20 protein-coding genes and 3 tRNA genes are annotated in these 23,283 nt (G+C 69.5%); 4 read left to right on the top strand and 19 right to left on the bottom strand.

What is annotated here, in order from left to right; translation table 11 throughout:
- Positions 1 to 11: 11 nt before the first annotated feature.
- From rpoB to TR46_RS17495, 10 genes are all read right to left on the bottom strand, one after another.
- A complete protein-coding gene (rpoB, locus tag TR46_RS17540; protein WP_042401587.1) occupies positions 12 to 3,485 on the bottom strand; it encodes a DNA-directed RNA polymerase subunit beta in 3,474 nt (1,157 codons plus the stop codon).
- Positions 3,486 to 4,396: 911 nt separating this feature from the next.
- A complete protein-coding gene (gene rplL, locus TR46_RS17535; RefSeq protein ID WP_042401584.1) occupies positions 4,397 to 4,780 on the bottom strand; it encodes a 50S ribosomal protein L7/L12 in 384 nt (127 codons plus the stop codon).
- An 88-nt stretch (positions 4,781 to 4,868) separates the two neighbouring features.
- Positions 4,869 to 5,432: a 50S ribosomal protein L10 gene (gene rplJ / locus TR46_RS17530; protein ID WP_030251668.1), complete on the bottom strand. Its 564-nt coding sequence runs from the start codon at positions 5,430 to 5,432 to the stop codon at positions 4,869 to 4,871.
- A 353-nt stretch (positions 5,433 to 5,785) separates the two neighbouring features.
- Positions 5,786 to 6,619: an SCO4651 family lipoprotein gene (locus tag TR46_RS17525; RefSeq protein ID WP_052432890.1), complete on the bottom strand. Its 834-nt coding sequence runs from the start codon at positions 6,617 to 6,619 to the stop codon at positions 5,786 to 5,788.
- 137 nt (positions 6,620 to 6,756) lie between these two features.
- Positions 6,757 to 7,479, bottom strand: a complete 723-nt coding sequence (rplA, locus tag TR46_RS17520) for a 50S ribosomal protein L1 (RefSeq protein WP_042401580.1) — start codon at positions 7,477 to 7,479, stop codon at positions 6,757 to 6,759.
- A 90-nt stretch (positions 7,480 to 7,569) separates the two neighbouring features.
- Positions 7,570 to 8,004: a 50S ribosomal protein L11 gene (rplK, locus tag TR46_RS17515; protein WP_042401576.1), complete on the bottom strand. Its 435-nt coding sequence runs from the start codon at positions 8,002 to 8,004 to the stop codon at positions 7,570 to 7,572.
- A gap of 151 nt (positions 8,005 to 8,155) precedes the next feature.
- Entirely contained in the window at positions 8,156 to 9,901 is a 1,746-nt protein-coding gene (locus tag TR46_RS17510; RefSeq protein ID WP_042401573.1) for a hypothetical protein, read from the bottom strand.
- Between the two features lie 129 nt (positions 9,902 to 10,030).
- Positions 10,031 to 10,954, bottom strand: coding sequence for a transcription termination/antitermination protein NusG (gene nusG, locus TR46_RS17505; protein WP_042401571.1), 924 nt, complete (start codon positions 10,952 to 10,954; stop codon positions 10,031 to 10,033).
- 182 nt (positions 10,955 to 11,136) lie between these two features.
- The gene (gene secE, locus TR46_RS17500) at positions 11,137 to 11,469 is read right to left on the bottom strand and encodes a preprotein translocase subunit SecE (RefSeq protein WP_042401569.1); all 333 of its coding nucleotides are present in this window, start codon (positions 11,467 to 11,469) and stop codon (positions 11,137 to 11,139) included.
- Positions 11,470 to 11,579: 110 nt separating this feature from the next.
- Positions 11,580 to 11,652 (bottom strand) — tRNA-Trp (locus tag TR46_RS17495).
- Between the two features lie 228 nt (positions 11,653 to 11,880).
- On the opposite strand from TR46_RS17495, the gene TR46_RS17490 reads away from it, so the two are divergent.
- Both TR46_RS17490 and TR46_RS17485 read left to right on the top strand, forming a co-directional pair.
- Complete coding sequence (locus TR46_RS17490; protein ID WP_042401566.1) at positions 11,881 to 13,128, top strand: pyridoxal phosphate-dependent aminotransferase; 1,248 nt, start codon at positions 11,881 to 11,883, stop codon at positions 13,126 to 13,128.
- 145 nt (positions 13,129 to 13,273) lie between these two features.
- The gene (locus TR46_RS17485; RefSeq protein WP_042401563.1) at positions 13,274 to 14,311 is read left to right on the top strand and encodes an adenosine deaminase; all 1,038 of its coding nucleotides are present in this window, start codon (positions 13,274 to 13,276) and stop codon (positions 14,309 to 14,311) included.
- Between the two features lie 93 nt (positions 14,312 to 14,404).
- Here TR46_RS17485 and TR46_RS17480 read toward each other — a convergent pair whose 3' ends face one another.
- The 8 genes from TR46_RS17480 to TR46_RS17445 all read right to left on the bottom strand — a co-directional run bounded on the left by TR46_RS17480 (position 14,405) and on the right by TR46_RS17445 (position 19,431).
- Positions 14,405 to 15,463 carry a UDP-N-acetylmuramate dehydrogenase gene (locus TR46_RS17480; protein WP_042401562.1) on the bottom strand — a complete coding sequence of 353 codons (1,059 nt, stop codon included), beginning with the start codon at positions 15,461 to 15,463 and terminating at the stop codon, positions 14,405 to 14,407.
- 122 nt (positions 15,464 to 15,585) lie between these two features.
- Positions 15,586 to 17,019, bottom strand: coding sequence for a DHA2 family efflux MFS transporter permease subunit (locus tag TR46_RS17475; protein WP_042401558.1), 1,434 nt, complete (start codon positions 17,017 to 17,019; stop codon positions 15,586 to 15,588).
- 125 nt (positions 17,020 to 17,144) lie between these two features.
- Positions 17,145 to 17,705 (bottom strand): TetR/AcrR family transcriptional regulator, encoded by a 561-nt coding sequence (locus TR46_RS17470; RefSeq protein WP_236655365.1) that lies wholly within the window; start codon positions 17,703 to 17,705, stop codon positions 17,145 to 17,147.
- Positions 17,706 to 17,876: 171 nt separating this feature from the next.
- A complete protein-coding gene (locus tag TR46_RS17465) occupies positions 17,877 to 18,305 on the bottom strand; it encodes a MaoC family dehydratase (RefSeq protein WP_042401553.1) in 429 nt (142 codons plus the stop codon).
- A 2-nt stretch (positions 18,306 to 18,307) separates the two neighbouring features.
- Positions 18,308 to 18,760 (bottom strand): MaoC family dehydratase N-terminal domain-containing protein, encoded by a 453-nt coding sequence (locus TR46_RS17460; RefSeq protein ID WP_042401551.1) that lies wholly within the window; start codon positions 18,758 to 18,760, stop codon positions 18,308 to 18,310.
- 226 nt (positions 18,761 to 18,986) lie between these two features.
- A complete protein-coding gene (rpmG, locus tag TR46_RS17455) occupies positions 18,987 to 19,151 on the bottom strand; it encodes a 50S ribosomal protein L33 (RefSeq protein ID WP_006604855.1) in 165 nt (54 codons plus the stop codon).
- Between the two features lie 87 nt (positions 19,152 to 19,238).
- Positions 19,239 to 19,314 (bottom strand) — tRNA-Met (locus TR46_RS17450).
- A gap of 44 nt (positions 19,315 to 19,358) precedes the next feature.
- Positions 19,359 to 19,431: transfer RNA gene (locus tag TR46_RS17445), tRNA-Thr, on the bottom strand.
- Positions 19,432 to 19,716: 285 nt separating this feature from the next.
- On the opposite strand from TR46_RS17445, the gene TR46_RS17440 reads away from it, so the two are divergent.
- Complete coding sequence (locus TR46_RS17440) at positions 19,717 to 21,051, top strand: amidohydrolase family protein (RefSeq protein WP_042401548.1); 1,335 nt, start codon at positions 19,717 to 19,719, stop codon at positions 21,049 to 21,051.
- Here the strand turns inward: TR46_RS17440 and TR46_RS38060 are convergent.
- Positions 21,044 to 21,619: a GNAT family N-acetyltransferase gene (locus TR46_RS38060; protein ID WP_052432889.1), complete on the bottom strand. Its 576-nt coding sequence runs from the start codon at positions 21,617 to 21,619 to the stop codon at positions 21,044 to 21,046. The genes TR46_RS17440 and TR46_RS38060 overlap by 8 nt on opposite strands.
- A gap of 638 nt (positions 21,620 to 22,257) precedes the next feature.
- Here TR46_RS38060 and TR46_RS17430 point away from each other — a divergent pair.
- The gene (locus TR46_RS17430; protein ID WP_152626541.1) at positions 22,258 to 23,037 is read left to right on the top strand and encodes an HNH endonuclease signature motif containing protein; all 780 of its coding nucleotides are present in this window, start codon (positions 22,258 to 22,260) and stop codon (positions 23,035 to 23,037) included.
- Positions 23,038 to 23,283: the final 246 nt, after the last annotated feature.

Raw genomic sequence — 23,283 nt, 5'->3', positions numbered from 1 at the left:
CCGGACCCTCGTCAGACCTCTTCGACGCTGCTCGGCTCGCGCCGGGACAGGTCGATACCGAGCTCCTCGGCGGCGCGGAACACGTCCTCGTCGGAGTCACGCATCTCGATGGACATGCCGTCCGAGGACAGCACCTCCACGTTCAGGCAGAGCGACTGCATCTCCTTGATGAGCACCTTGAAGGACTCGGGGATGCCGGGCTCGGGGATGTTCTCGCCCTTGACGATGGCCTCGTAGACCTTCACCCGGCCGAGAACGTCGTCGGACTTGATGGTGAGCAGTTCCTGGAGGGCGTAGGCGGCGCCGTACGCCTCCAGCGCCCACACCTCCATCTCACCGAAGCGCTGACCACCGAACTGCGCCTTACCACCCAGCGGCTGCTGCGTGATCATGGAGTACGGACCGGTCGAACGGGCGTGCAGCTTGTCGTCGACCAGGTGGTGCAGCTTGAGGATGTACATGTAGCCGACCGAGATCGGCATCGGGAACGGCTCGCCGGAGCGGCCGTCGAACATCCGCGCCTTGCCCGAGGAGCCGACCAGGCGGTCGCCGTCCCGGGTGAGGGTGGTGTGGTCCAGCAGACCGGTGATCTCGTCCTCGCGGGCACCGTCGAAGACCGGGGTGGCGAGGTTGGTGCCACCGGTGGCCTTGTCGGCCCCGATCTTCTGCAGGCGGCGGGCCCACTCCTCGGAGAGTCCGGAGACGTCCCAGCCGGTCTTGGCGAGCCAGCCGAGGTGGGTCTCCAGCACCTGTCCCGGGTTCATTCGGGACGGCACACCGAGGGGGTTGAGCACGATGTCGACCGGGGTGCCGTCCTCGAGGAAGGGCATGTCCTCGACCGGAAGGATCTTGGAGATGACACCCTTGTTGCCGTGGCGGCCGGCCAGCTTGTCACCGTTGGTGATCTTGCGCTTCTGGGCCACGTAGACCCGGACCAGCTGGTTGACGCCGGGCGGCAGCTCGTCGCCCTCCTCGCGGTCGAAGACGCGGACGCCGATGACCTTGCCCTGCTCACCGTGCGGCACCTTCAGCGAGGTGTCGCGGACCTCACGGGCCTTCTCGCCGAAGATGGCGCGCAGCAGGCGCTCCTCCGGGGTCAGCTCGGTCTCGCCCTTGGGCGTGACCTTGCCGACCAGGATGTCGCCGGTGGTGACATCGGCGCCGATCCGGATGATGCCGCGCTCGTCCAGGTCCGCCAGGACCTCTTCAGAGACGTTCGGGATGTCCCGGGTGATCTCCTCCGGGCCGAGCTTGGTGTCACGGGCGTCGACCTCGTGCTCCTCGATGTGGATCGAGGAGAGGACGTCGTCCTGCACGAGGCGCTGCGACAGGATGATCGCGTCCTCGTAGTTGTGACCCTCCCAGGGCATGAACGCCACGAGCAGGTTCTTGCCGAGGGCCATCTCGCCCTCGTCGGTGCAGGGACCGTCGGCCAGGACCTGCCCGACCTCGATCCGCGCGCCCTCGTCCACGACGACCTTCTGGTTGAAGGAGGTGCCCTGGTTGGAGCGGGTGAACTTGGCCACGCGGTACGTGGTGTAGGTGCCGTCGTCGTTGGCCACCGTGACGTAGTCGGCGGAGACCTCCTGGACCACGCCCGACTTCTCGGCCGCGATCACGTCGGCGGCGTCGACCGCGGCGCGGTACTCCATGCCGGTGCCGACCAGCGGGGCCTCGCTCTTCAGCAGCGGCACCGCCTGACGCATCATGTTCGCGCCCATCAGGGCGCGGTTGGCGTCGTCGTGCTCCAGGAAGGGGATCATCGCGGTGGCGACGGACACCATCTGGCGCGGCGAGACGTCCATGTAGTCGATCTCGACACCGGGGATGTAGTCGATCTCGCCGCCACGGCGGCGGACCAGCACACGGCCCTCGGCGAAGTGGTTGTCATCGGTCAGCGGCGCGTTGGCCTGGGCGATGACGAACCGGTCCTCCTCGTCCGCGGTGAGGTAGTCGATGTTGTCGGTGACGACACCATCGGTGACCTTGCGGTACGGGGTCTCCACGAAGCCGAAGGCGTTGACCCGGCCGTAGGAGGCGAGCGAACCGATCAGGCCGATGTTCGGGCCTTCCGGGGTCTCGATCGGGCACATGCGTCCGTAGTGGGACGGGTGCACGTCACGGACCTCGAAGCCGGCCCGCTCACGGGACAGACCACCGGGGCCCAGCGCGGACAGACGACGCTTGTGGGTCAGCCCCGACAGCGGGTTCGTCTGGTCCATGAACTGGGACAGCTGGCTGGTGCCGAAGAACTCCTTGATGGAGGCGACGACCGGCCGGATGTTGATCAGGGTCTGCGGCGTGATCGCCTCGACGTCCTGGGTGGTCATGCGCTCGCGCACGACCCGCTCCATACGGGCGAGACCCGTACGGACCTGGTTCTGGATCAGCTCGCCGACATTGCGGAGGCGGCGGTTGCCGAAGTGGTCGATGTCGTCGTCCTCGACGACGATCGTGCTGCCGTTCGGGGCGACCGTCTCGGTCTCACCGGCGTGCAGCTGGACCAGGTACTTGATCGTGGCAAGGATGTCGTCCGTGGTGAGGACGCCGCCGTCGAGCGGCTGCTCCACCCCGAGCTTCTTGTTGATCTTGTACCGGCCGACCTTGGCGAGGTCGTAGCGCTTCGGGTTGAAGTAGAGGTTCTCCAGAAGCGTCTGCGCGGCCTCGCGGGTCGGCGGCTCGCCCGGACGCAGTTTGCGGTAGATGTCGAGCAGTGCGTCGTCCTGGCCCTGGGTGTGGTCCTTCTCCAGGGTGGCGCGCATCGACTCGTACTGGCCGAACTCCTCCAGGATCTGCTCGGAGGTCCAGCCGAGGGCCTTCAGCAGCACCGTGACCGACTGCTTGCGCTTGCGGTCGATGCGGACACCGACCATGTCGCGCTTGTCGATCTCGAGCTCGAGCCAGGCACCACGGGACGGGATGACCTTGGCGGAGTAGATGTCCTTGTCGGACGTCTTGTCCAGGGTGGTGTCGAAGTAGACGCCCGGCGAGCGCACCAGCTGCGATACGACGACACGCTCGGTGCCGTTGATCACGAAGGTGCCCTTGTGGGTCATGAGCGGGAAGTCGCCCATGAAGACCGTCTGCGACTTGATCTCGCCGGTCTCGTTGTTGGTGAACTCGGCGGTGACGAAGAGCGGTGCCGCGAACGTGAAGTCGCGGTCCTTGCACTCGTCGATCGAGTTCTTGGGGGGCTCGAAGCGGTGGTCGCGGAAGGTCAGCGACATCGAACCGGAGAAGTCCTCGATCGGGGAGATCTCCTCGAAGATCTCCTCCAGACCGGACTTCTGCGGGACGTCGTGTCCTTCTGCGAGCGACGCCTCGACCCTGTCCTTCCACGCCTGATTGCCGAGGAGCCAGTCGAAGCTCTCGGTCTGCAGGGCGAGGAGGTTGGGAACCTCGAGGGGCTCACGAATCTTCGCGAAGGAAATACGGAGCGGTGCGGTGGATGCGGAGTTGTTCGAGGCGTTGCGCGAGGCGGCCAAGAGGGGGTCCTTCCGAGGGCTCGGACTCACTACGCGCGTACCGGGCCCACCCCTCGCACGGGTAGCATCCGCGCTTCCACACGAGCTCAGGGGCCTGGACGTTTCTCCAGGTCGGAGCCAGTGCGCAAACGGGGTGCCACCCCTGGTCGGGGAGGTGCAGACTCCGGGGGTCGAGTCACGGAGCAGCTAAAAGGCAGCGCAAAGGGACAGTGTAGCCAGACGGCACACTGCTGTCCAGTCCGGATTCGGAGACCGAATCTTCGAACTCCCTACCTCGCGGTGCAACCCCTGTCGAGGGCGCCCCTGGGGCGGTTACTGCCTACTGGGTGTGTATTCCCCACCACACCCCGGTTCCATGCCTGGAACCTGAGATTTGCTCGCTGCCGTGCCGCTGTCATGCCGCCGCCGTGCTCGCTGCGCTGCCCGCCGCGACCTCCCGGTGGAGGCACAACCTCGCGTCCTGAGAATTGCGCGCCGCGTGCGGTTCGTCAAGGGCGAGCCCCCGGGGAACCCCTCGGAGGACTCGTCCGGACGCCCCTCGGCGGGGGCTCCCGCCCGGCTTCCGGGGCCGGCGGTCGGGCCGGGCGACTGCCCTGGTGGGGTGGCCGCGCGGCGACCGCTGGTTCGGCTCCAGGAGGGGACCCGGACGCCTGCGGCGCCCGCTGCGGACAGGTCGTACCCGCAGCGACGACGATCACCATACTCGCCCCGGGAGGCGCTGGGGAGCACCTCGGCGACAGAAGTGGCGAATCGTCATAGACCGGACAGCAGGGGCACGGTGAGCGGCGGTCAGACCCGGCAAACAAAAAACCGAGGCGCTCACCCGTCAGGGTGAACGCCTCGGTTCAGAGGTTCGTACCGGCCTCACGGCCGGCGGGCGAACCGCCTGTCAGTAACCCGAGTGACCGGAATTACTTGACGGTGACGGAAGCGCCGGCGCCCTCGAGAGCAGCCTTGGCCTTCTCGGCCGCGTCCTTGGCAACCTTCTCCAGGACGGTGGCGGGCACGCCGTCAACGAGGTCCTTGGCCTCCTTCAGGCCGAGGGAGGTGAGGGCGCGCACCTCCTTGATGACCTGGATCTTCTTGTCACCGGCGGCGGTGAGGACGACGTCGAACTCGTCCTGCTCCTCAGCGACCTCGGCGACGGCGGCAGCGCCACCACCGGCGGCGACGGCCACGGGGGCGGCAGCCTTGACGTCGAACTTCTCCTCGAACGCCTTCACGAACTCGGAGAGCTCGATGAGGGTCAGGGTCTCGAACTGCGCGAGCAGCTCGTCCTGGGACAGCTTCGCCATGATGGCGTCCTTCCACTATTTCGGCAGGTGCCGGATGTACGGATAGGCGGGCGTACGGGCCCGCTGCAAGGCAGGGACGGCGGAGTGGTTACTCCGCCACCTCGTCCTCGGCGGCGGGAGCCGGCGTACCGGCACCGCCCTGCTCGACCTTGGCCCGGAGAGCTTCCGCGGTGCGGGCGAACTCCGTGAGGGGAGCCTGGAAGGTGGCGGCGGCCTTGGCCATCGACGCCTTCAGGCCACCGGCCAGCTTGGCGAGCAGCACCTCGCGGGACTCGAGGTCCGCGAGCTTCTTGATGTCATCGGCGGACAGCGCCTTACCGTCAAGGACACCGCCCTTGATGATCAGCGCAGGGTTGTCCTTGGCGAAGTCACGCAGAGCCTTCGCCGACTCCACCGGGTCACCGGCGACGAAGGCGACAGCCGTCGGACCCGAGAACAGGTCGTCGAGCTCAGAGATCCCGGCCTCATTGGCCGCGATCTTGGTCAGCGTGTTCTTCACCACGGCGTAATTGGCGTTGTCGCCGAGCGAGCGACGCAGCGTCTTCAGCTGCGCCACGGTCAGACCGCGGTACTCGGTCAGCACCGCCGCGTTGGAGCCACGGAACTTGTCCGTCAGCTCTGCGACAGCAGCAGCCTTGTCGGGCCTTGCCATAGGCTTACGCCTCCTTCCGTGATGTCGATGCGTGGCCGACCGTTGAGTCGACCTGCTACGCCCGTACCGCCGGAAGAAAGTGTTCGAGAAAAACAGAACGGCCCCGGCGCAGGCGCACGGGGCTTCACATGCTCAACGGGGGACATGCCTGGCGGCATGCATCCGGAGCGCGATTGTCCTCATCCATCCTGCGCGGGTCGTCCGCATTCGCGGAGCCTTCGGTCATCACGTCCGCCCCTTGCAGGGCACGCGACGACAACCAGCGGTCTGTGGCAAGGACCAAGGTACGTGATGAGCCGCCCGGCGGGCAAATCGCCCGCCGGACGGCTCCTGCGCCGCCGTCCGGCGGTCCGCTACTTGCCGAGTGAGGACAGGTCCTCGGTGTCGCTCGCCGGCGGCGGGGTGACCGTCACCGGAGTGTTGCCGAAGTCGGAGTACTCGATGGTGGTGTCCACCGGGCCCTGCGAGCTGGTGGCGGTCTCGTGGACCTTGACCGGCAGGTTCTGGTCGTTGACCCACATGTCCACGGTCTCGGTGGTCATCCCCAGCTTCGTGGCCGAGTCCAGCAGCGACTTGAGGTCCGGGTCGGAGGCCGAGAGCTTCTTCAGGTCCACGGTGCCGGCGTAGTGCGTGGTGGAGACGCCGTCCACGGTCTCCGTGCCCATCCGCTTCACGTCCCCGGAGGAGGTCAGCAGCTTGACCGAGGTCGAGGGGGACTGGGTGTTGCTCTTGTTCAGGGCATCGGCCAGGGCCTTGCCCTCGGCGCCCATGGTGGAGAAGTCCATCTTCAGCCAGTGCTTGCCGTTGAACTCCTTGGCGCCGGCGTCGCCCATGTTCATGTACTCGGTGGTACCGGACATCAGCACCCGCATCCCCTGCGGAAGCTGCGGATTGGTCATCGTCATGTCCATCGCCAGCGGATTGCGGGACATCGACCCGGTCATCACCGTGCTGCCGACCTTGGGCACCACCATCGTCATCCTCACCTTGGACGAGGTGTAGGACGACGTCTTCTTGGTCGTCAGCGACAGCGCGTCGGCGACGGTCAGGACGGCGCTCTTGGCCCCGCCGGCGCCGTTGGCGGCTGCGGTCGAGGCTGCCTTGGTGGCCGAGGCCGAGCAGGCAGACAGCGCGGTCAGGGCCGCGGCGGTGGTGACGGCGAGACATATCGCACCTGTGCGGCGCATGTGGAACCCCCCAGTGATTCGTACGAGATCTGTGCGCAGACGCTACACCGGGGCAGTGACACGAGGACGGGCCGGTCCCCCTTCCGTTGCGGAAGGGGGACCGGCCCGTCGGACTGCCGTTACCGACTGATCAGGGATCAGACCGCAGCGGGGTCCTCCTCGACGAGGAGGTTGCGCGTACGGCTCGGGTCGACCTGGATGCCGGGGCCGATCGTGGTGCTGATCGCGACCTTCTTGATGTACCGGCCCTTGGAGGCGGACGGCTTGGCGCGGAGCACCTCGTCCAGGGCGGCCGCGTAGTTCTCGACCAGCTTCTCGGTGTCGAAGGACACCTTGCCGATGATCAGGTGCAGGTTCGAGTGCTTGTCGACGCGGAACTCGATCTTGCCGCCCTTGATCTCGGTCACGGCCTTGGCCACGTCCGGGGTCACGGTGCCGGTCTTCGGGTTCGGCATCAGGCCGCGGGGGCCGAGCACGCGGCCCAGACGACCGACCTTGCCCATGAGGTCCGGGGTGGACACGACGGCGTCGAAGTCCAGGCGGCCCTTGGCGACCTCGTCGATCAGCTCGTCGGCGCCGACGATGTCGGCGCCCGCAGCACGCGCGGCCTCGGCGCGGTCACCGGTCGCGAAGACCAGGACCCGGGCGGTCTTGCCGGTGCCGTGCGGGAGGTTGACGGTGCTGCGGACCATCTGGTCGGCCTTGCGCGGGTCGACACCCAGACGCATGGCGACCTCGACGGTGCCGTCGAACTTGGAGGTGGAGGTCTCCTTGGCGAGGCGGATCGCCTCGAGGGGGGCGTACAGACGCTCGCGGTCGATCTTCTCCGCCGCGGCGTTCAGAGCCTTGCTGCGCTTCACTGCTGCTCCTGTGTGGATTAAAGACGTGGAGTTGTGGTGGCTGCGGGCCGCGCTCGGCCCTACCACGACCGTTCAAGCGCTGAGGAGTGCTCAGCCCTCGACGGTGATGCCCATCGAACGGGCGGTGCCCGCGATGATCTTGTCGGCCTGCTCCAGGGAGTTGGCGTTCAGGTCGGGCAGCTTGGTGGTGGCGATCTCGCGGACCTGGGCAGCCGTGATCTTGGCAACCTTGGTCTTGTGCGGCTCGCCGGAGCCCTTGTCCACGCCTGCGGCCTTGAGGATCAGCTTGGCGGCCGGCGGAGTCTTGGTGATGAAGGTGAAGGAGCGGTCTTCGTAGACCGTGATCTCCACCGGCACGACCATGCCACGCTGCGACTCGGTCGCGGCGTTGTAGGCCTTGCAGAACTCCATGATGTTGACGCCGTGCTGACCCAGGGCAGGGCCGACGGGCGGCGCGGGGTTGGCCGCACCGGCGTTGATCTGGAGCTTGATAAGCCCCGTGACCTTCTTCTTCTTGGGAGGCATGCTCTCTCCGGGTCCTTACGAGAGGTGTTCCCGACCGGCGTGCGGAAGCACGGCGGCGGGGCCTTGGGTTTCCGTGCGGCTCGCCGACCGAACGGTCCGGCTCCGCGCACACATCGAACCAGGATAGCCCGAAAGGTGCAGCGATCCGAAATCACGCCTCGCGGGGTGGATCCGCGGGCCGTTCGGCGGCCTCGGCGGCGCGCTCCCGGCGCTCGCCGAACCGGATGCCGGCCGCCACGACGCAAGACACGACGCCCGACAGCACCTGGGCCGCGGTCTCGACGGCGGACTTGACCGGCTTCGGCAGGACGGCGTCCCCGAGCGGCCCCCCGGAGAACGCCACCGTGGGAGTGCCGGGCGGGGCGGTGAGTACGAACTCCCCGGGGTCGACGGAGTCCGGGAAGCTGAGGTCGCACAGCAGTTGGCGCTGCCCTATGCGGTCGCCCTCCAGACCGGTGAGGCTCAGCAGCACCCCGGTGCCGGCGTCGATCAACAGCTCGGTCCGCTCCGAGTACACCGTCTCATGGCCGGGGACGCTCCAGCGCCGGCGCACCGCGCGGGCGCGGATCACCCGGCGGCCTGCGCAGTCGGCGAAGCCGAGCGGGGTGAGCTCGGCGCCGAGCAGCCAGGAGGGGTCGACCATGCGGTCGACCTGGGACTCCAGGGCGTCCGCCTCGGCCAGCACCAGGCGGTCCGGGAACCGGCGGTACTGCCGGGCGCCGTCGCGGGCAACCAGCGGCGCGGTGGTCGGGTCCGCTCCGCGCAACTGCTCGACCCGGTAGTGCTCCGGGTCGCGGACCAGGAACCGGACGGTCCGGTAGCCGGTGCGCGGGCCGCCTGGGCCGTCCTGGCCGCCCTCACTGTCCGAGCCGTCCGGGCCGACCGAGCCGTCCGGGCCGGGGAGGTCCGGTTCGGCGGCGCCGGCCAGAGCCCGGTAGTCGATCCAGTGGTGCAGTTCCGCCGCCACCGCGCGGCCCTCCAGCCCGGCCCGGTAGAGCAGCAGGGCCAGTTCGGCGACCGAGGGCGGCTCGTCCTCGCTGGGGACCACCGTCGGGTCCAACCGGTCCGGCCAGGGCCCGCCGTCCTGCGGGTCCATCGCGGCCCGAAAGCCCTGCCGGTACCCGCGGTCCAGGGCGACGCGGGCCAGGAGCAGCAGCCCGGACCGGGCGCCTTCGGCCATGGCCTGCGGAGGAGGCGCCCATGCGCCGGCGTCGGGACCGCCGACCGTCGCCACGTCCGGGAGCGTGAAGCGGCAGGCGTCCGGCTCGGGACCGTCGAACTGATGATCCATCAGCCGGAGGGTCCGGACCGGGCGTCCCTCGAAGACCTCGGTGAGCGACAGCAGGACGCCGTGCTCGGCGTCGGCCACCGCGTCGAGGTACTCGATGCCGTACTGCCGTGCCCGGGAGGTCAGCGTCGGGCCGCCCCGGCGCGGGGTCGCCCGGAAGCGAACCGCCGGCCGGCCGGACTCCGTGGTCGGCTGGACACCGCTCACTTGGTGGCCGGTGAGCAGCCAGGTCGGGACCAGCATCAGCAGCGCCGGCGCGTCGTGGGGCGGCCCGTAGCCGGACCTGGCGCCCCGGTCCCCGGTGCGGCTCCAGTGGACGGCGCCGTCGCCCAGGAGCAGTTCCGCCCGGGCCGGACGCTCGAACCGGTAGCGGCCGGCGGGGGCGGCGGTCAGCTCGATGGCCTCCTCGGCCTCGGTCTCGGCCGGCTCGGCCATGGCCTCCGGGAGGTAGCTGCCGGACCGGGAGACCATGGCGCGGACCGCCCGGTTGCCCAGGTCGGTGAGCCGGCGTTCGGCCTCCGGGTCCCGCCGGATCACCAGGTCCGCACTCAGGCGGTGCTCGGCGCCGGCCCCCCGGTAGAGCAGTGCGACCAGCGCTGCGACATCCATCCCGGCTCCCCCCGCAGGCCCGGTGGGGCCCTCTGTGGCAGGGGTCTACCCATGCCCGAGGGCCCCGTACCTCGGCGGTACGGGGCCCCCGGGCGGTGCTCGGTCGGGCAGTGCTGCGAACGGTCGGCGTCAGTCGTTCTTGGCGATCTGGTCGAAGGAGAGCTCGACCGGGGTCTCCCGGCCGAAGATCTCGACCAGGCCCTTGACCTTCTTGGAGTCCGGGTTGATCTCGTTGATGGTCGCCTGGAGGGTGGCGAAGGGGCCGTCGGTGACCGTGACCGAGTCGCCGACCTCGAAGTCCAGGACCTGGATCTCGGAGGAGCTGACCTGCACCGGGCGGCCCGCCTCGCGGGCGGCGGCGCGCTCGACCTCGGGGGCGAGCATCTTGACGACCTCGTCCAGGGTCAGCGGGTACGGGTCGTAGGCGTTGCCGACGAAGCCGGTGACGCCGGGGGTGTTGCGGACCACGCCCCAGGACTCGTTGGTGAGGTCCATTCGGACCAGCACGTAGCCGGGGAGCTTGTTCTGGCGGGTCGTCTTGCGCTCGCCGTTCTTGATCTGGACGACCTCTTCCTGGGGCACCTCGGCCTGGTAGATGTAGTCCTCGACGTTGAGCGAGACGGCGCGCTGCTCCAGGTTGGACTTCACCCGGTTCTCGTAGCCGGCGTAGGTGTGGATGACGTACCACTCGCCGGCGGCGGTGCGCAGTTCCTCGCGGAACGCGACGATCGGGTCGACCTCGACCTCGTCGGCCTCCGTGACCTCGGTGACCTCGATGTCGGTGACCTCGGCTTCGGCTTCCTCCGCCGCTTCGAGGGCCTCGGACTCGTCTGCGGAGACCACGGTCAGCGCCTCCTCCTCGGAGGACCCGCCGGCGGCGGCGTCGGCAGCCTCGACCTCGTCTTCGTCACCGTCGGCGTTCTCGACGATCTGCTCGGCGGAGTCGTCGGCCTCGGCCCACGCAGACGCGTCCTGCTCCGCAGCGTCGGCCGACTCGACGGCTTCGTCAGCCTCGGGGGCCTGCGCGGCGTCGTACAGGTGGGACTCAGACACGTTGGCTGCTTCTTCCTGGAGATGAAGGGTGGGACGGTACCGGACCGTCCACAGGGAGAAGCAGGGCTTGGCTGCGGGCGGCTCGGATACTCAACGATACCGACACAACGGTAGCGGAGCGCCCGGACCGGGTTGTCCCACAGGGCTCGGACCGGGCCGACCCGATCGGCGGAGAGCGCCGGTCAGGCGAAGACGAGCTTGGCGAGCGACGAGAAGCCGGTGTCCAGGCCGTACACCAGAGCCATGATCACCACGACGAAGACCACGACGACGGTCGTGTACGTGGTGAGGTCATTGCGGCTCGGCCAGACGACCTTGCGCAGCTCGGCGATGATCTGCCGGTAGAAGAGTGCCACTCGGGCGAAGATGTTGGGGCGATCCCCACGCTTCTTCTTGCCGTCCTTGCCCGCAGCCTTGTTGGCACGCTTGCGGTCACGGCGGGACAGAGTCTCGCTCTGTTCGTCCGCCGCGTTACCACTGTCAGGTGTCGCGGTGGAGCCCACGGTCTCCGTCACTCGTCCCTCACCTGAATCCGGGTACCTGTTGCGAGATCCGCAGTGCTTGCGGTCTCGGGAATGCAGTGCTGACGGTACCGCCTGTTGCCGTTCTGCAACAGGGCGGCCAGCAGGGCCGGAGGGACTTGAACCCCCAACCGCCGGTTTTGGAGACCGGTGCTCTACCAATTGAGCTACGACCCTTTGAATCCGCGACCAGCGGATTCGCGAGGCCCAACCTACCGTATCGGGGTGGCTGCGCGGTGAACGCTGCCCCCTGAGCCTTCGGGCGGGACCATCGAGGCTTGAGTGTAGGGGGTGGAGCGGCGATTGGTCGAATGGGTAGTCCCGGCAGGACCGGTGGTGATCTGCGGACGCGTCGATCCGTGAACGTCGCCGCCCGGGCGGCGCGGCTTCTGGGAGCATGCAGACATGAGCGCTGCGTTTCCCCACCCAGACCCCAGCATCCGTCCGGCCGACCGTCGGGTCTCGGCCCGTATCGGCGCCATCGCGGAGTCCGCGACCCTCGCCGTCGACGCCAAGGCCAAGGCCCTCAAGGCCGCCGGACGCCCGGTGATCGGCTTCGGCGCCGGCGAGCCCGACTTCCCGACGCCGGACTACATCGTGGACGCGGCCGTGGCCGCCTGCCGCGACCCCAAGAACCACCGGTACACCCCGGCCGGCGGACTGCCCGAGCTCAAGGCCGCCATCGCGGCGAAGACCCTGCGGGACTCCGGCTGGACCGTCGAGCCCTCGCAGGTGCTGGTGACCAACGGCGGCAAGCAGGCCATCTACGAGGCCTTCGCCGCGATCCTCGACCCGGGCGACGAGGTCGTCGTCCCGGCGCCGTACTGGACCACCTACCCGGAGTCGATCCAGCTGGCCGGCGGTGTCGCGGTCGAGGTGGTGGCCGACGAGACCACCGGCTACAAGGTGACGGTGGAGCAGCTGGAGGCCGCGCGCACCGAGAACACCAAGGTGCTGCTGTTCGTCTCGCCCTCCAACCCGACCGGCGCCGTCTACACCCGCGCCGAGGTGGAGGCGGTGGGCCGCTGGGCCGCGGAGCACGGCCTGTGGGTGCTCACCGACGAGATCTACGAGCACCTGGTCTACGGGGACGCGGAGTTCGTCTCGATGCCGGTGGCCGTGCCCGAGCTGGCGGACAAGTGCATCGTGGTGAACGGGGTCGCCAAGACCTATGCGATGACCGGCTGGCGGGTCGGCTGGATGGTCGGCCCCAAGGACGTGATCAAGGCGGCGACCAACCTGCAGTCGCACGCGACGTCCAACGTGAGCAATGTCGCGCAGGTGGCGGCGCTGGCGGCGGTCTCCGGCGACCTGGCGGCCGTGGACGAGATGAAGACGGCCTTCGACCGCCGCCGGCAGACCGTCGTGCGGATGCTCAACGAGATCCCCGGCGTGGTCTGCCCCGAGCCCGAGGGCGCGTTCTACGCGTACCCGTCGGTGAAGGGGCTGCTGGGCAAGGAGATCCGGGGCCGGCGGCCGCAGTCGTCCGCGGAGCTGGCCGCGCTGGTCCTGGACGAGGCCGAGGTCGCGGTGGTTCCCGGCGAGGCCTTCGGGACGCCGGGATACCTGCGGCTGTCGTACGCGCTGGGCGACGAGGACCTGGTCGAGGGCGTGTCGCGACTGCAGAAGCTGCTGGGCGAGGCCCAGGACTGAGTGGTTCCGGGGCCTCCCCCGGGGCCTGACACCCGGGGCCCGTCGGCCCGGCCGCGGCCGGGCCGACGGGCCCCTACTTTCACCCGATCGAGCGTCTTGACCTGGTTGTTTTCCGCCATCAGGCTGAATACGCAAAGATCTGTGGATGGAACAGGTACCCACCGCGCCGGCCGTCCGCGATGTTCGTCTGCTGCCCAAGGCCCATCTGCATCTGCACTTCACCGGCTCCATGCGTCCGGCCACGCTGCTGGAGCTCGCCGACAGGCACGGAGTGCACCTGCCCGAGGCATTGAGCTCCGGCACCCCGCCGAAGCTCAGGGCGACCGACGAACGCGGCTGGTTCCGGTTCCAGCGGCTCTACGACATGGCGCGGTCGGTGCTGCGCGACGAGAACGACATCCGGCGGCTGGTGCAGGAAGCCGCGGAGGACGAACGGGCCGACGGCAGCGGCTGGTTGGAGATCCAGGTCGATCCGACCTCCTACGCGCCCAGGCTGGGCGGCCTGATCCCGGCGATCGAGCTGATCCTCGGGGCGGTGCAGGACGCCTCACGGAGTACCGGGGTCGGCATCAGGATCCTGATCGCCGCCAACCGGATGAAGCACCCGCTGGACGCCCGCACCCTGGCCCGGCTGGCGATCCGCTACGCCGACCGCGGCGTGGTCGGCTTCGGGCTGTCCAATGACGAACGGCGGGGCATGGCGAGGGACTTCGACCGGGCCTTCGCCATCGCCAGGGACGGCGGGCTGCTGGCCGCACCGCACGGCGGCGAGCTGGCGGGCCCGTCCAGCGTCCGGGACTGCCTGGACGACCTGGGCGCCGGGCGGATCGGCCACGGGGTGCGCGCCGCCGAGGACCCCCGGCTGATGCAGCGGCTGGCGGACCGTCAGATCACCTGTGAGGTGTGCCCCGCGTCCAATGTGGCGCTGGGCGTGTACGAGAAGCCGGAGGACGTACCGCTGCGCACACTGTTCGACGCCGGGGTGCCGATGGCGCTGGGCGCCGACGACCCGCTGCTGTTCGGCTCGCGGCTGGCCGAGCAGTACCAGTCGGCGCGCACCGTGCACGGTTTCAGCGACGCCGAACTGGCCGAGCTGGCCCGGCAGTCGGTACGCGGTTCGCGGGCGCCGGAGGACGTGAAGAAGGAACTGCTGGCCGGGGTGGACAGCTGGCTGGTGGGCTGAGCCGACTGACGGGCTGAGCCGGCGGGCGGCGTTCGCGGACGAGGTTCGTGGACGAGGTTCGCGGGTGCGGTTCGTGGGCGGCCTTCGCCGGTGTCAGAGCTCCACGCCGACCAGCACGGGTTCGATGACCAGGGTCACGCCGAAGGCGGCCAGGACGCCGCTGCGGATCTCCCGGGCGAGGGCCAGCAGGTCCTCGGTGGTCGCCTGGCCGCGGTTGGTCAGTGCCAGGGTGTGCTTGCCGGAGAGGCGGGCCCGGCCGGAGCCGTACCCCTTGGCGAAGCCGGACTTCTCGATCAGCCAGGCGGCCGAGGTCTTGGTGCTGCCGTCCGCCGCCGGATAGGCGGGGAAGGCGGCCTCCGGGCCGAGCCGGTCGCGGACCCGGGCGGTGAAGGCGGCGAACTGCTCGGGGGCCAGGACCGGGTTGGTGAAGAAGGAGCCGGCCGACCAGGTGTCGTGGTCGTCCGGGTCGAGGACCATGCCCTTGCCGGCGCGCAGTTTCAGGACGGCTTCGCGTGCCGCGGTGAGCTCCGCCCGCTCCCCCGGCTCGACGCCGAGGGTACGGGCCGCCTCGGCGTAGCGGACCGGAGTGGAGCGGCCGCCGGCGTCCTCCAGGGCGAAGCGGACCCGGAGAACCACATAGCGTTCCGGCGCGGCCTTGAACCGGCTGTTCCGGTAGGAGAAGTCGCAGTCGGCCGCGGCCAGGGTGACCACGCGGTCGGTGGCGCGGTCGAAGGCGACGACCTCGGTGACGGTGTCGGCGACCTCCTGCCCGTAGGCACCGACGTTCTGGACCGGCGTGGCACCGACCGAGCCGGGGATGCCGGCCAGGAACTCGATCCCGGCCAGGCCGTGCCGGAGCACCGTCTCGCTGACCAGATCGGCCCAGACCTCGCCGGCCGCCGCCTCCAGCACCGTTCCGTCGAGGCTGCGGCCGAGGGTCGCGATGTGCAGGACCGTGCCCTCGAAGCCCTTGTCCCCGATCACCAGATTGCTCCCGCCGCCGAGGACCAGCAGCGGTTCGCCGGAGCGGTCCGCCTGCCGGACGGTCTCGACGACCTCGGCGTCGGTGGTCGCGGTCACCAGCCTTCGGGCCGGTCCGCCCAGGCGGAAGGTGGTCAGCGGGGCGAGGGGGGCGTCCTGGAGTTCCTGCACGGGACCAGCCTAAGGGTGGACCCGGAGCCGCCCCGCCCGCCCTATCTGGGGCGGACGGGGCGACCGGGCGGATCGGGCGGATCGGGAGTGCCCGGCGGGCAGGGCCGGTCCGGACGGCGCCGTCAGGCGGCGGGGCTGAGGGCCGGCGCAGCGTCCCCGGCGTCCGTCGGGTCCGGGACCGTGGCGGCGGCGCGGCGCCACCGCGGGACGATCAGCGCCGCCACGGTGGCGGCGGCGATCGCGGCCGCGCCGACCCAGATCGCCGGGCCCAGGCCGTCGGCGTAGCGCTGGGCACTGCTGAAGTCCCCGTTGGCGGTGAAGACCGAGGTGAGCACCGCCACACCGAGGGCTCCGCCGATCTCCCGGAAGGCGTTGTTCGCACCGGAGGCGACCCCCTGCTCCTCCGGCCGCACCGATCCCATCAGCACCGTGGTGACCGGGGCGAAGAAGAGCGCCATCCCCACGCCGGAGAGGACCAGAGCCGGGATCTGCGAACCGTAGGAGACATGGGCGGCGGTGATCAGGGCGAACCAGACCAGTCCGCCGGCCTGCAGGGCGAGCCCGGCGGCGATGATGATCCTTCCGCCGATCCGGTCGGCCAGCATCCCGGCCAGCGGGGCGACGAGCATGGGCATGGCGGTCCACGGGAGCATCCGGACGCCGGCCTCCATCGGGCTGTAGCCCTGGGCGGTCTGCAGCCACTGGCTCAGCAGGAAGATCGAACCGAACATGCCCAGCGACATCAGCAGTGAGGCGCTGTTCACGGCGGCGAAGGCACGGTTGCGGAACAGCCGCATCGGCAGCAGCGGGGCGTCGGTGCGCAGTTCCCAGACGACGAATCCGACCAGCAGCAGGATGCCGGAGACCAGGGCGGCCAGCACGGTTGAGCTGGTCCAGCCGTCGGCGTTGCCGCGGATCAGGGCGAAGACGATGCCGAAGAGAGCGGCACTGGCCAGGGCGGTGCCGGGGATGTCGAGGCGGCTGTTGGGACCGCGGCTCTCGGTCAGCCGCAGTCGGGCCAGCGGCAGCAGGGCCAGCCCGATCGGGACGTTCAGGGCGAAGATCCACTGCCAGGAGAGGTGCTCGACCACGGTGCCGCCGATCAGCGGTCCCATGGCGACAGCCATGCCGTTCACCGCGCCCCAGGCGCCGAAGGCCAGACCGCGCTTGGCGGGCGGCACGGCCGAGGTGAGCAGGGTCAGGCTGACCGGGGTGAGCAGGGCGGCTCCGACGCCCTGGGCGGCGCGGGCGGCGATGAGCTCGCCGATGCCCGGCGCCAGCGCCGCGGCCAGCGAGGACAGGGTGAACAGGCCGAGGCCGACGGTGAAGAGGCGGCGGCGGCCGAAGCGGTCGCCCAGCCCCGCGCCGAGCATGAGCAGCACCGCGAAGGTGAGGGTGTAGGCGTTGACGGTCCACTCCAGGTCGGTGATCCCACCTCCGAGGTGGGTCCTGATGGAGGGCAGGGCGGTGGTGACGACCAGGTTGTCCAGCGCGGCCATGAAACCGGCCGTGCTGGTGATCACGAAGGCCCAGACTGCTGGGTTTCCCTTGCGCATGACGGTTCCCTTTGGTTGATGCCCCCCGGCTCGGGGGGAACCTGATGAGTTATTGATCAATAACTTTCGAGGGCGGGAGAGGGCTCGGGAAGGGGGCGGTCCGCGTCGGTCGGGGCAGACCGGCCCTAACAGCCCGGGGCGTCGCCGAAGCCCTGCCAGAGCCGGTGCTCCGGCGGGAAGCCCATCGCGACCAGTGCGTTGATCAGCATGCCGTGGGCGAAGAAGCCGGTGGCCTCCTCCGGGGTCATCCCGGCGGCCGTCGACACGGCATCCCAGAGCTCGACCCACATCGCCCGGACCGCCTCCCCCACCTCGGCGTCACCGGCCGACTCAGCGGCGAAGGTGGAGACGTACATCTGCATCTGCATCAGCAGCCGGGTGCGGTCGGTGATCAACTCGACATAGGCGAGCCCCATGGCCTCGCGTGCCTGCTGGCCCTCCAGCCCCTCGGCGGCCTTCAGGAAGGTGTCCCTGACGTCGTCCATGCAGCGCCGGACAACGGCCTCGAAGAGCGCCCGCTTGCTGGGGAAGAGTCGGAAGAGATAGGGCTGGGACACGCCGACCCGGGTCGCGATCGCCTGGGTGGAGGTGCCGTGGTAGCCGCGCTCGGCAAACTCGACCAAGGAGGCGCGGATGACGCTCTCACGCCGCTCCTCCGCCGACATCCGCACGCTCGTCTTCGCCATGGGTTTAAAGTTAGTGGCTGATTACTAACTCCGCAAGGGCTGACCGGCAGGTCGGGAAAGCGAGAAGCGCCCCTCCGGAAGTCTTGAGTGAAGTCCGGGGGGCGCCTGTATCACCGCCTGCGTCACCGCCTGTATCACCGCCTGCGTCACCACGGATCAGGCCACCACAGGTCAGGCCAGCTGGACCACGGCGCGGGACATGCCGAGCACCTTCTCGCCGGCACTGGTGGCCACCAGGTCCACCCGGACCCGGCGGTCCTCCAGCTTGGCCGCGACCTTGCCGGTTACCTCGATCACGGCACCGGCCTCGTCATTGGGAACGACGACCGGCTTGGTGAAGCGGACGCCGTACTCCAGCACCGCGCCGGGGTCCCCCAGCCAGTCGGTGACCACCCGGATCGCCTCGGCCATGGTGAACATGCCGTGTCCGATCACGTCCGGCAGGCCGACCGAGCGGGCGAACGCCTCGTTCCAGTGAATGGGGTTGAAGTCCCCGGAGGCGCCCGCGTACTGCACCAGCGTGGCGCGGGTCACAGGAAAAGAGCCGGCCGGCAACTGCGCACCGATCTCGACCTCGTCGTAGTTCACCTGTGCGGTCATCGTCACTCCCCCTCGGCGGCGCGGGCCACCAGCATCATGTGGGCGGTCACCACGTGCTCGCCGCTCTCCTCGTGGACGTCGCCACGGACCGTGAGGATGTCGTTCCCGGCCAGGGACTTGATCGAATCAATGGTGCAGGTGACCGAGAGCCGGTCGCCCGCCCGCACCGGACGGGTGTAGCTGAAGCGCTGGTCGCCGTGGACCACCCGGGAGAAGTCCAGGCCCAGCTCGGGGTCGTTCACCACCTGGGCCGCGGCCCGGTAGGTCAGCAGGAAGGGGAAGGTCGGCGGGGCGATGACATCGGGGTGGCCCAGCGCCTTGGCCGCATCGGCGTCCAGATAGGCGGGGTTGGCGTCACCGACGGCCTCGGCGAACTCGCGGATCTTCTCGCGGCCGACCTCGTAGGCCGCGGTGGGCGGGTAGCTCCGCCCGATGAAGGAAGGGTCGAGCGGCATGGGCAGCTCCTCGTCGTACAACACGTCAGTAGGCAAGTCGTTCACGCCGTCCGGATGACATGGCGTCCTGAGGACACGGCGTCCAGGGGACACGCGTTCAAGGGAGACGGCGTTCAAGGAGAAAGGTAACCGGCCGCGACGCAGCGAAGGCCGCCCCCACGGGTGGGGGCGGCCTTCGCCGTTACAGCCTTGGCGATATCGCCGGACGTGCGATGGAACGCAGTGGTCAGCGGGTCTCGCGGTGCGCGGTGTGCGAGTTGCAACGGGGGCAGTGCTTCTTCATCTCAAGACGGTCCGGGTCGTTACGCCGGTTCTTCTTGGTGATGTAGTTCCGCTCCTTGCACTCCACGCAGGCCAGCGTGATCTTCGGGCGGACATCAGTGGCGGCCACAGGAGTGCCTTCCTCGGACAGACAACGTTATGAACACAGACAAGAGTAGCCGACCGGGAGGGTTACCCTACAATCGGCTACACGGCGTGGTAGCGGTGACCGGACTTGAACCGGTGACACAGCGATTATGAGCCGCTTGCTCTACCAACTGAGCTACACCGCCACGACGATTGAGCGCCCCGCCGAAGCGGGGCACCCTCTCATCCGAGCCCCCATGCGGAATCGAACCGCAGACCTTCTCCTTACCATGGAGACGCTCTACCGACTGAGCTATAGGGGCTGGCCGAGGAAGACATTACACGCTCCCCGGCCGATCCGTGAAATCCGTTTCCGCCCCCGCCGATCCCAGGCCTGGAGCGGCATCCCGCCCTTCCGGGCAGTCCACGCTGACGTTGCATCGCAGCTCAGACGTTCGCCCGAGAGAACCCCGGCAACGACCCCGCCGCTGCCTCCCGCCGCGCCCTGGTAACGCTCCCGGAGCGCCCGCGCGCCTCCCTGCCGGGTCCGCACCCGCGGCCTAGGCTCGCAAGCAGCGATCATGAGCCCCGGCGGGAAGGAGCAGCGGATGCCCGCCGAGACGCCCGCCGGTGAACCGACCGCCCCTGTTGGACCTGCTCTGCTGCTCTCCGGTGCCCGGCAGGCCGACGGCCGGGCGGTTGACGTACGGATCCTCGGCGACCGGATCGAGTCGGTCGGGCCGGCGGGCAGCCTCAGCGCACCGGACCGGCTGGACCTCACCGGGTATCTGCTGCTGCCGGCCCCGACCGAGCCGCACGCACATCTGGACCAGGCCTTCAGCGCCACGCCGCCGGTCGAATCGGGTTCCGGAGCACCGTCTGCGGGCGGCCGCGTCGGCAGCCGCGCCGGCGGCGGAGCCGACAGCGACGCCGGCAGCGGAGCCGAGGACTCCGCCGCCGAGGGTACCGAGGCCTTGCAGCGTCGGATCACCGAGGCCGCGCTGAGCGGGCTCGGCTACGGCGCCACCGTGCAGCGCACCCATGTGCGGATCGGCGGGGTCCATGGGCTGACCGCGGTGACCGCCGCGCTGCAGGCGGCCCGTGCCCTGCACGGACTGATGGAGCTTCAGGTGGTCCCGCTGCCGGGCCCGCTGACCGGGCGGGCCGGCGCGGAGGGGCGCGCGGCCCTGCGCGAAGCGCTGGCCATGGGGGCGCACGCCGTCGGCGGCTGCCCCGAGGAGGACCCGGATCCGGAGGCCCACCTGGATGTGGTGGCGGCCCTCGCCGTGGAGCGCCGGAGGCCGGTCGACCTCCACGCCGACCTGGGGGATCCGCTCCGACTGGCGCGGCTCGCGGCCGTGTTCGGCCAGTTCCCGCAACAGGTGACCGTCGGCCCGTGCGCGGCGCTCGACCTGCTGCGCCCCGAGGAGGCGGCGCTGGGCATCGAACGGCTCGCCTCGGCCGGGATGGCGGTTGTGCTGCTGCCGCAGAGCGGGTACTGCGTGGGAGCCGCGCCGGAGCGCGGGCCGGGCCGGGCCAGGGTCCCGCAGCGGGCGCCGGTCCGGCGGCTGCTGGCGGCCGGGGTCGCGGTGGCCGCAGGCAGCGGCGCCCTGCGGGACCTGGCGAATCCGGTCGGCCGGGTGGATCCGCTGGAGTCGGCGTTCCTGCTGGCCGCCTCGGGCGAGTTGGACGAGGCGGAGGCGTACGAGCGGGTCAGCGGTGCGGCACGGTCGGCGGTCGGGCTGGCTCCGGTGCTGATGGCGGCGGGCTCCTCGGCGGACATCCTCGCGGTGCGCGGGGAAACCCTGCGCGGGGTGCTGTCCGGCGGGCACAGCAGAGTGGTGGTGCATGGCGGCCGCGTGGTCAGCCGGACCAGCGCGGTACGGGAGTTCGCCGAGGCCACCGCGCCGGCCGTGCCCCGTCAGGGGCGGGAGGTCAGGTGACCAGCGCGCGGCGGTAGTGGACCAGTAGCTCGCCCCAGTCGTCCACCTTGACCCGGCCGCTGCGGCGGAACCCCATCGCCTTGTACAGCCGGTTGGCCCTCAGATTGTCGGCGTGGGTCCAGAGTTGGGCCTGGTTGAAACCGCGGGCCACGGCGCGGTTGATGGTCTGCTCGACCAGCAGCCGTCCGATGTGCTGGCCCCAGCGGTCGGGGGCGACGCTGAGCAGGGATATGTGCACCAGCCCGGCGATCGGCGGCCCCGCGCCGTCGCTCTCGCGCCCCTGGATGCCCATGATGGTGCCGATGATGCCGAATCCGTGCTCGGACTCCTTGTCGGGTTCCTTCTCGGGCTCCTTGCCCGGCTCACGGTCCGACTCCGGGTCCGACTCCCCGTCATGGGCCAGCAGGACTAAGGCCTCCGGCGACGCCATCCGGTCGTGGACCGAGGTGATGTGAGCCTCCGGCAGGGGCCTGCCGTTGCGCCTCACGACATGCGAAAGCGTCCACAGCGCCACGGCGGCGTCCAGATCCGCGGTTGCGGCCTCACGCACGGTCACTACCTCGCCCATACCGAACCCCCTGCCCCACCCGTCGAGCCCGGCGCTCCCCCACCGGATCACCCGTTTTCTACCACGCCCCTGTGACAACCGGGTTCGGCCATCGGCCATGGGGCTGCTGCGACCCTACTCGCGCCCATCCGCCGCGCACAGAGCCTCCGGGGCAGGCAGGCCGGGAACAGGCGCGGCTCAGGCCGGGGTCGGCCGTCGGAGAATCACTCCGCACGGCCGCCGCCGACCCAGGACCGGCGCCCCGTGGCGGGACCGCGCGTCAGCGGACCAGCGGTTCCGCCGCAGCACGACGAAGCGCCCCTCGCCTGCGTTTCCGCAGGTGAGGGGCGCTCCCGTTCCCTGGTGGCGGGTATAGGGTTCGAACCTATGTAGGCAGAGCCGGCAGATTTACAGTCCGTTCGCCCCGAAGCGCCTTGGATGCCTCTCACCTGCTCGCGAGCACTACATTCGGCTATCGGTTCGTCACCCCGTCCACTGGACGTCCAGATCAAGACCATCGGGCGACCAGGGTGGTGAGTCCGAACCTCCGCCGACGGCAGCACTCTTGCACGCAAATCGCGCATGGAGCCTCCGGCTGCCCTCTACGGTGAGTTCCCGTATCCCCACATGTGAGCATGCAGTCCGACACGCCAACAAGGATGAGGATCTTCGTGAAGGTGGAACGCAAGAAGATCTCCGCCGAGGTGAGACGGCACGTCCGGCAGCGCTGCCACTTCGGGTGCGTCATCTGCGGCCTACCCCTGTACGAGTACGACCACATGTTCGACTATGCAGTGACCGGCACGCACAAGGAGGAGGAACTGACACTCCTATGCGACCGACACCACTCGGAGAAGACCAAGAAGCTGCTACCGCGCGAGACCGTCATCGCCGCGAACAAGGCCCCGTTCAACAAGACCCACGACGTCAGCGAACCGTACGGCTTCCACTTCTCGGGGAGCCGCTGCGAGTTCGTTCTCGGCGGCAACAATCGATTCCTCGCCTCGAAAGCCCGCTTGGTTCCCATCCTGGTCAACGGTGATGAGGTCCTGGTCTTCGACTTCCGGGATGGACACTTGCTGCTGAGTGCCATGATCCGTGACCGGAACGGCCAGAAGATCCTCTCCATCGAGGAAAACGAGCTCACCTACTCCTCGGGTACTTGGGACATCGACTTCGTCGGCCGAGAGCTGACCTTGCGCAATGGCCTGCGTGACTTCCAGTTCCAAGCAACGTTCGAGACGCCCGGGCGCGTCGTCGTCAGCCGCCTGGACATCAGATACGGCGACGTCCGCGTTTACGTCGACCCGAAGGGGATCCATGTGCGCGGTCCGGGTGAGCGGTCTCGCGACCTCAGCAGCGTCACGATGCTCGGCGGCTTCGAGCATGCCGTCGTGCTGGACAGCCACGGAGTTCGCGCCGCTGGCCTGATCCTCTGATCAGCGACAAGGCGGCGGTTGGCACCCCATCTTCAGGTCGCGTCCTCGGTGTAGCTGATCACTGGGTCGGGGTGTGAGTGGACCATCGCAGCTTTCAAGAGCACCACAGCGAGCGGTAGGTGCGGGTACAGCTCCAAGGCGGGGAATCTGGCCACAGATTGGCCGCAGGCACCACCTCCATGCCACGAAGTGACGTCCAAAGGGGACGCCAGGGCACCACGGGTTGCCCGGGCTGCGCAGCAGTCC

This window comes from Streptacidiphilus carbonis (assembly GCF_000787775.1).
GTDB lineage: Bacteria > Actinomycetota > Actinomycetes > Streptomycetales > Streptomycetaceae > Streptacidiphilus > Streptacidiphilus carbonis.
This window is presented reverse-complemented; position numbering and strand designations above follow the sequence as displayed.

Bases quoted from the DNA above. Each gene is read 5' to 3' on its own strand.
- rplL (WP_042401584.1), bottom strand. From the start codon at position 4,780: ATGGCGAAGCTGTCCCAGGACGAGCTGCTCGCGCAGTTCGAGACCCTG.
- rplJ (WP_030251668.1), bottom strand. From the start codon at position 5,432: ATGGCAAGGCCCGACAAGGCTGCTGCTGTCGCAGAGCTGACGGACAAG.
- TR46_RS17525 (WP_052432890.1), bottom strand. From the start codon at position 6,619: ATGCGCCGCACAGGTGCGATATGTCTCGCCGTCACCACCGCCGCGGCC.
- rplK (WP_042401576.1), bottom strand. From the start codon at position 8,004: ATGCCTCCCAAGAAGAAGAAGGTCACGGGGCTTATCAAGCTCCAGATC.
- TR46_RS17510 (WP_042401573.1), bottom strand. From the start codon at position 9,901: ATGGATGTCGCAGCGCTGGTCGCACTGCTCTACCGGGGGGCCGGCGCC.
- TR46_RS17490 (WP_042401566.1), top strand. From the start codon at position 11,881: ATGAGCGCTGCGTTTCCCCACCCAGACCCCAGCATCCGTCCGGCCGAC.
- TR46_RS17485 (WP_042401563.1), top strand. From the start codon at position 13,274: ATGGAACAGGTACCCACCGCGCCGGCCGTCCGCGATGTTCGTCTGCTG.
- TR46_RS17475 (WP_042401558.1), bottom strand. From the start codon at position 17,019: ATGCGCAAGGGAAACCCAGCAGTCTGGGCCTTCGTGATCACCAGCACG.
- TR46_RS17470 (WP_236655365.1), bottom strand. From the start codon at position 17,705: ATGGCGAAGACGAGCGTGCGGATGTCGGCGGAGGAGCGGCGTGAGAGC.
- TR46_RS17465 (WP_042401553.1), bottom strand. From the start codon at position 18,305: ATGACCGCACAGGTGAACTACGACGAGGTCGAGATCGGTGCGCAGTTG.
- TR46_RS17460 (WP_042401551.1), bottom strand. From the start codon at position 18,760: ATGCCGCTCGACCCTTCCTTCATCGGGCGGAGCTACCCGCCCACCGCG.
- TR46_RS17440 (WP_042401548.1), top strand. From the start codon at position 19,717: ATGCCCGCCGAGACGCCCGCCGGTGAACCGACCGCCCCTGTTGGACCT.
- TR46_RS38060 (WP_052432889.1), bottom strand. From the start codon at position 21,619: ATGGGCGAGGTAGTGACCGTGCGTGAGGCCGCAACCGCGGATCTGGAC.
- TR46_RS17430 (WP_152626541.1), top strand. From the start codon at position 22,258: ATGAGGATCTTCGTGAAGGTGGAACGCAAGAAGATCTCCGCCGAGGTG.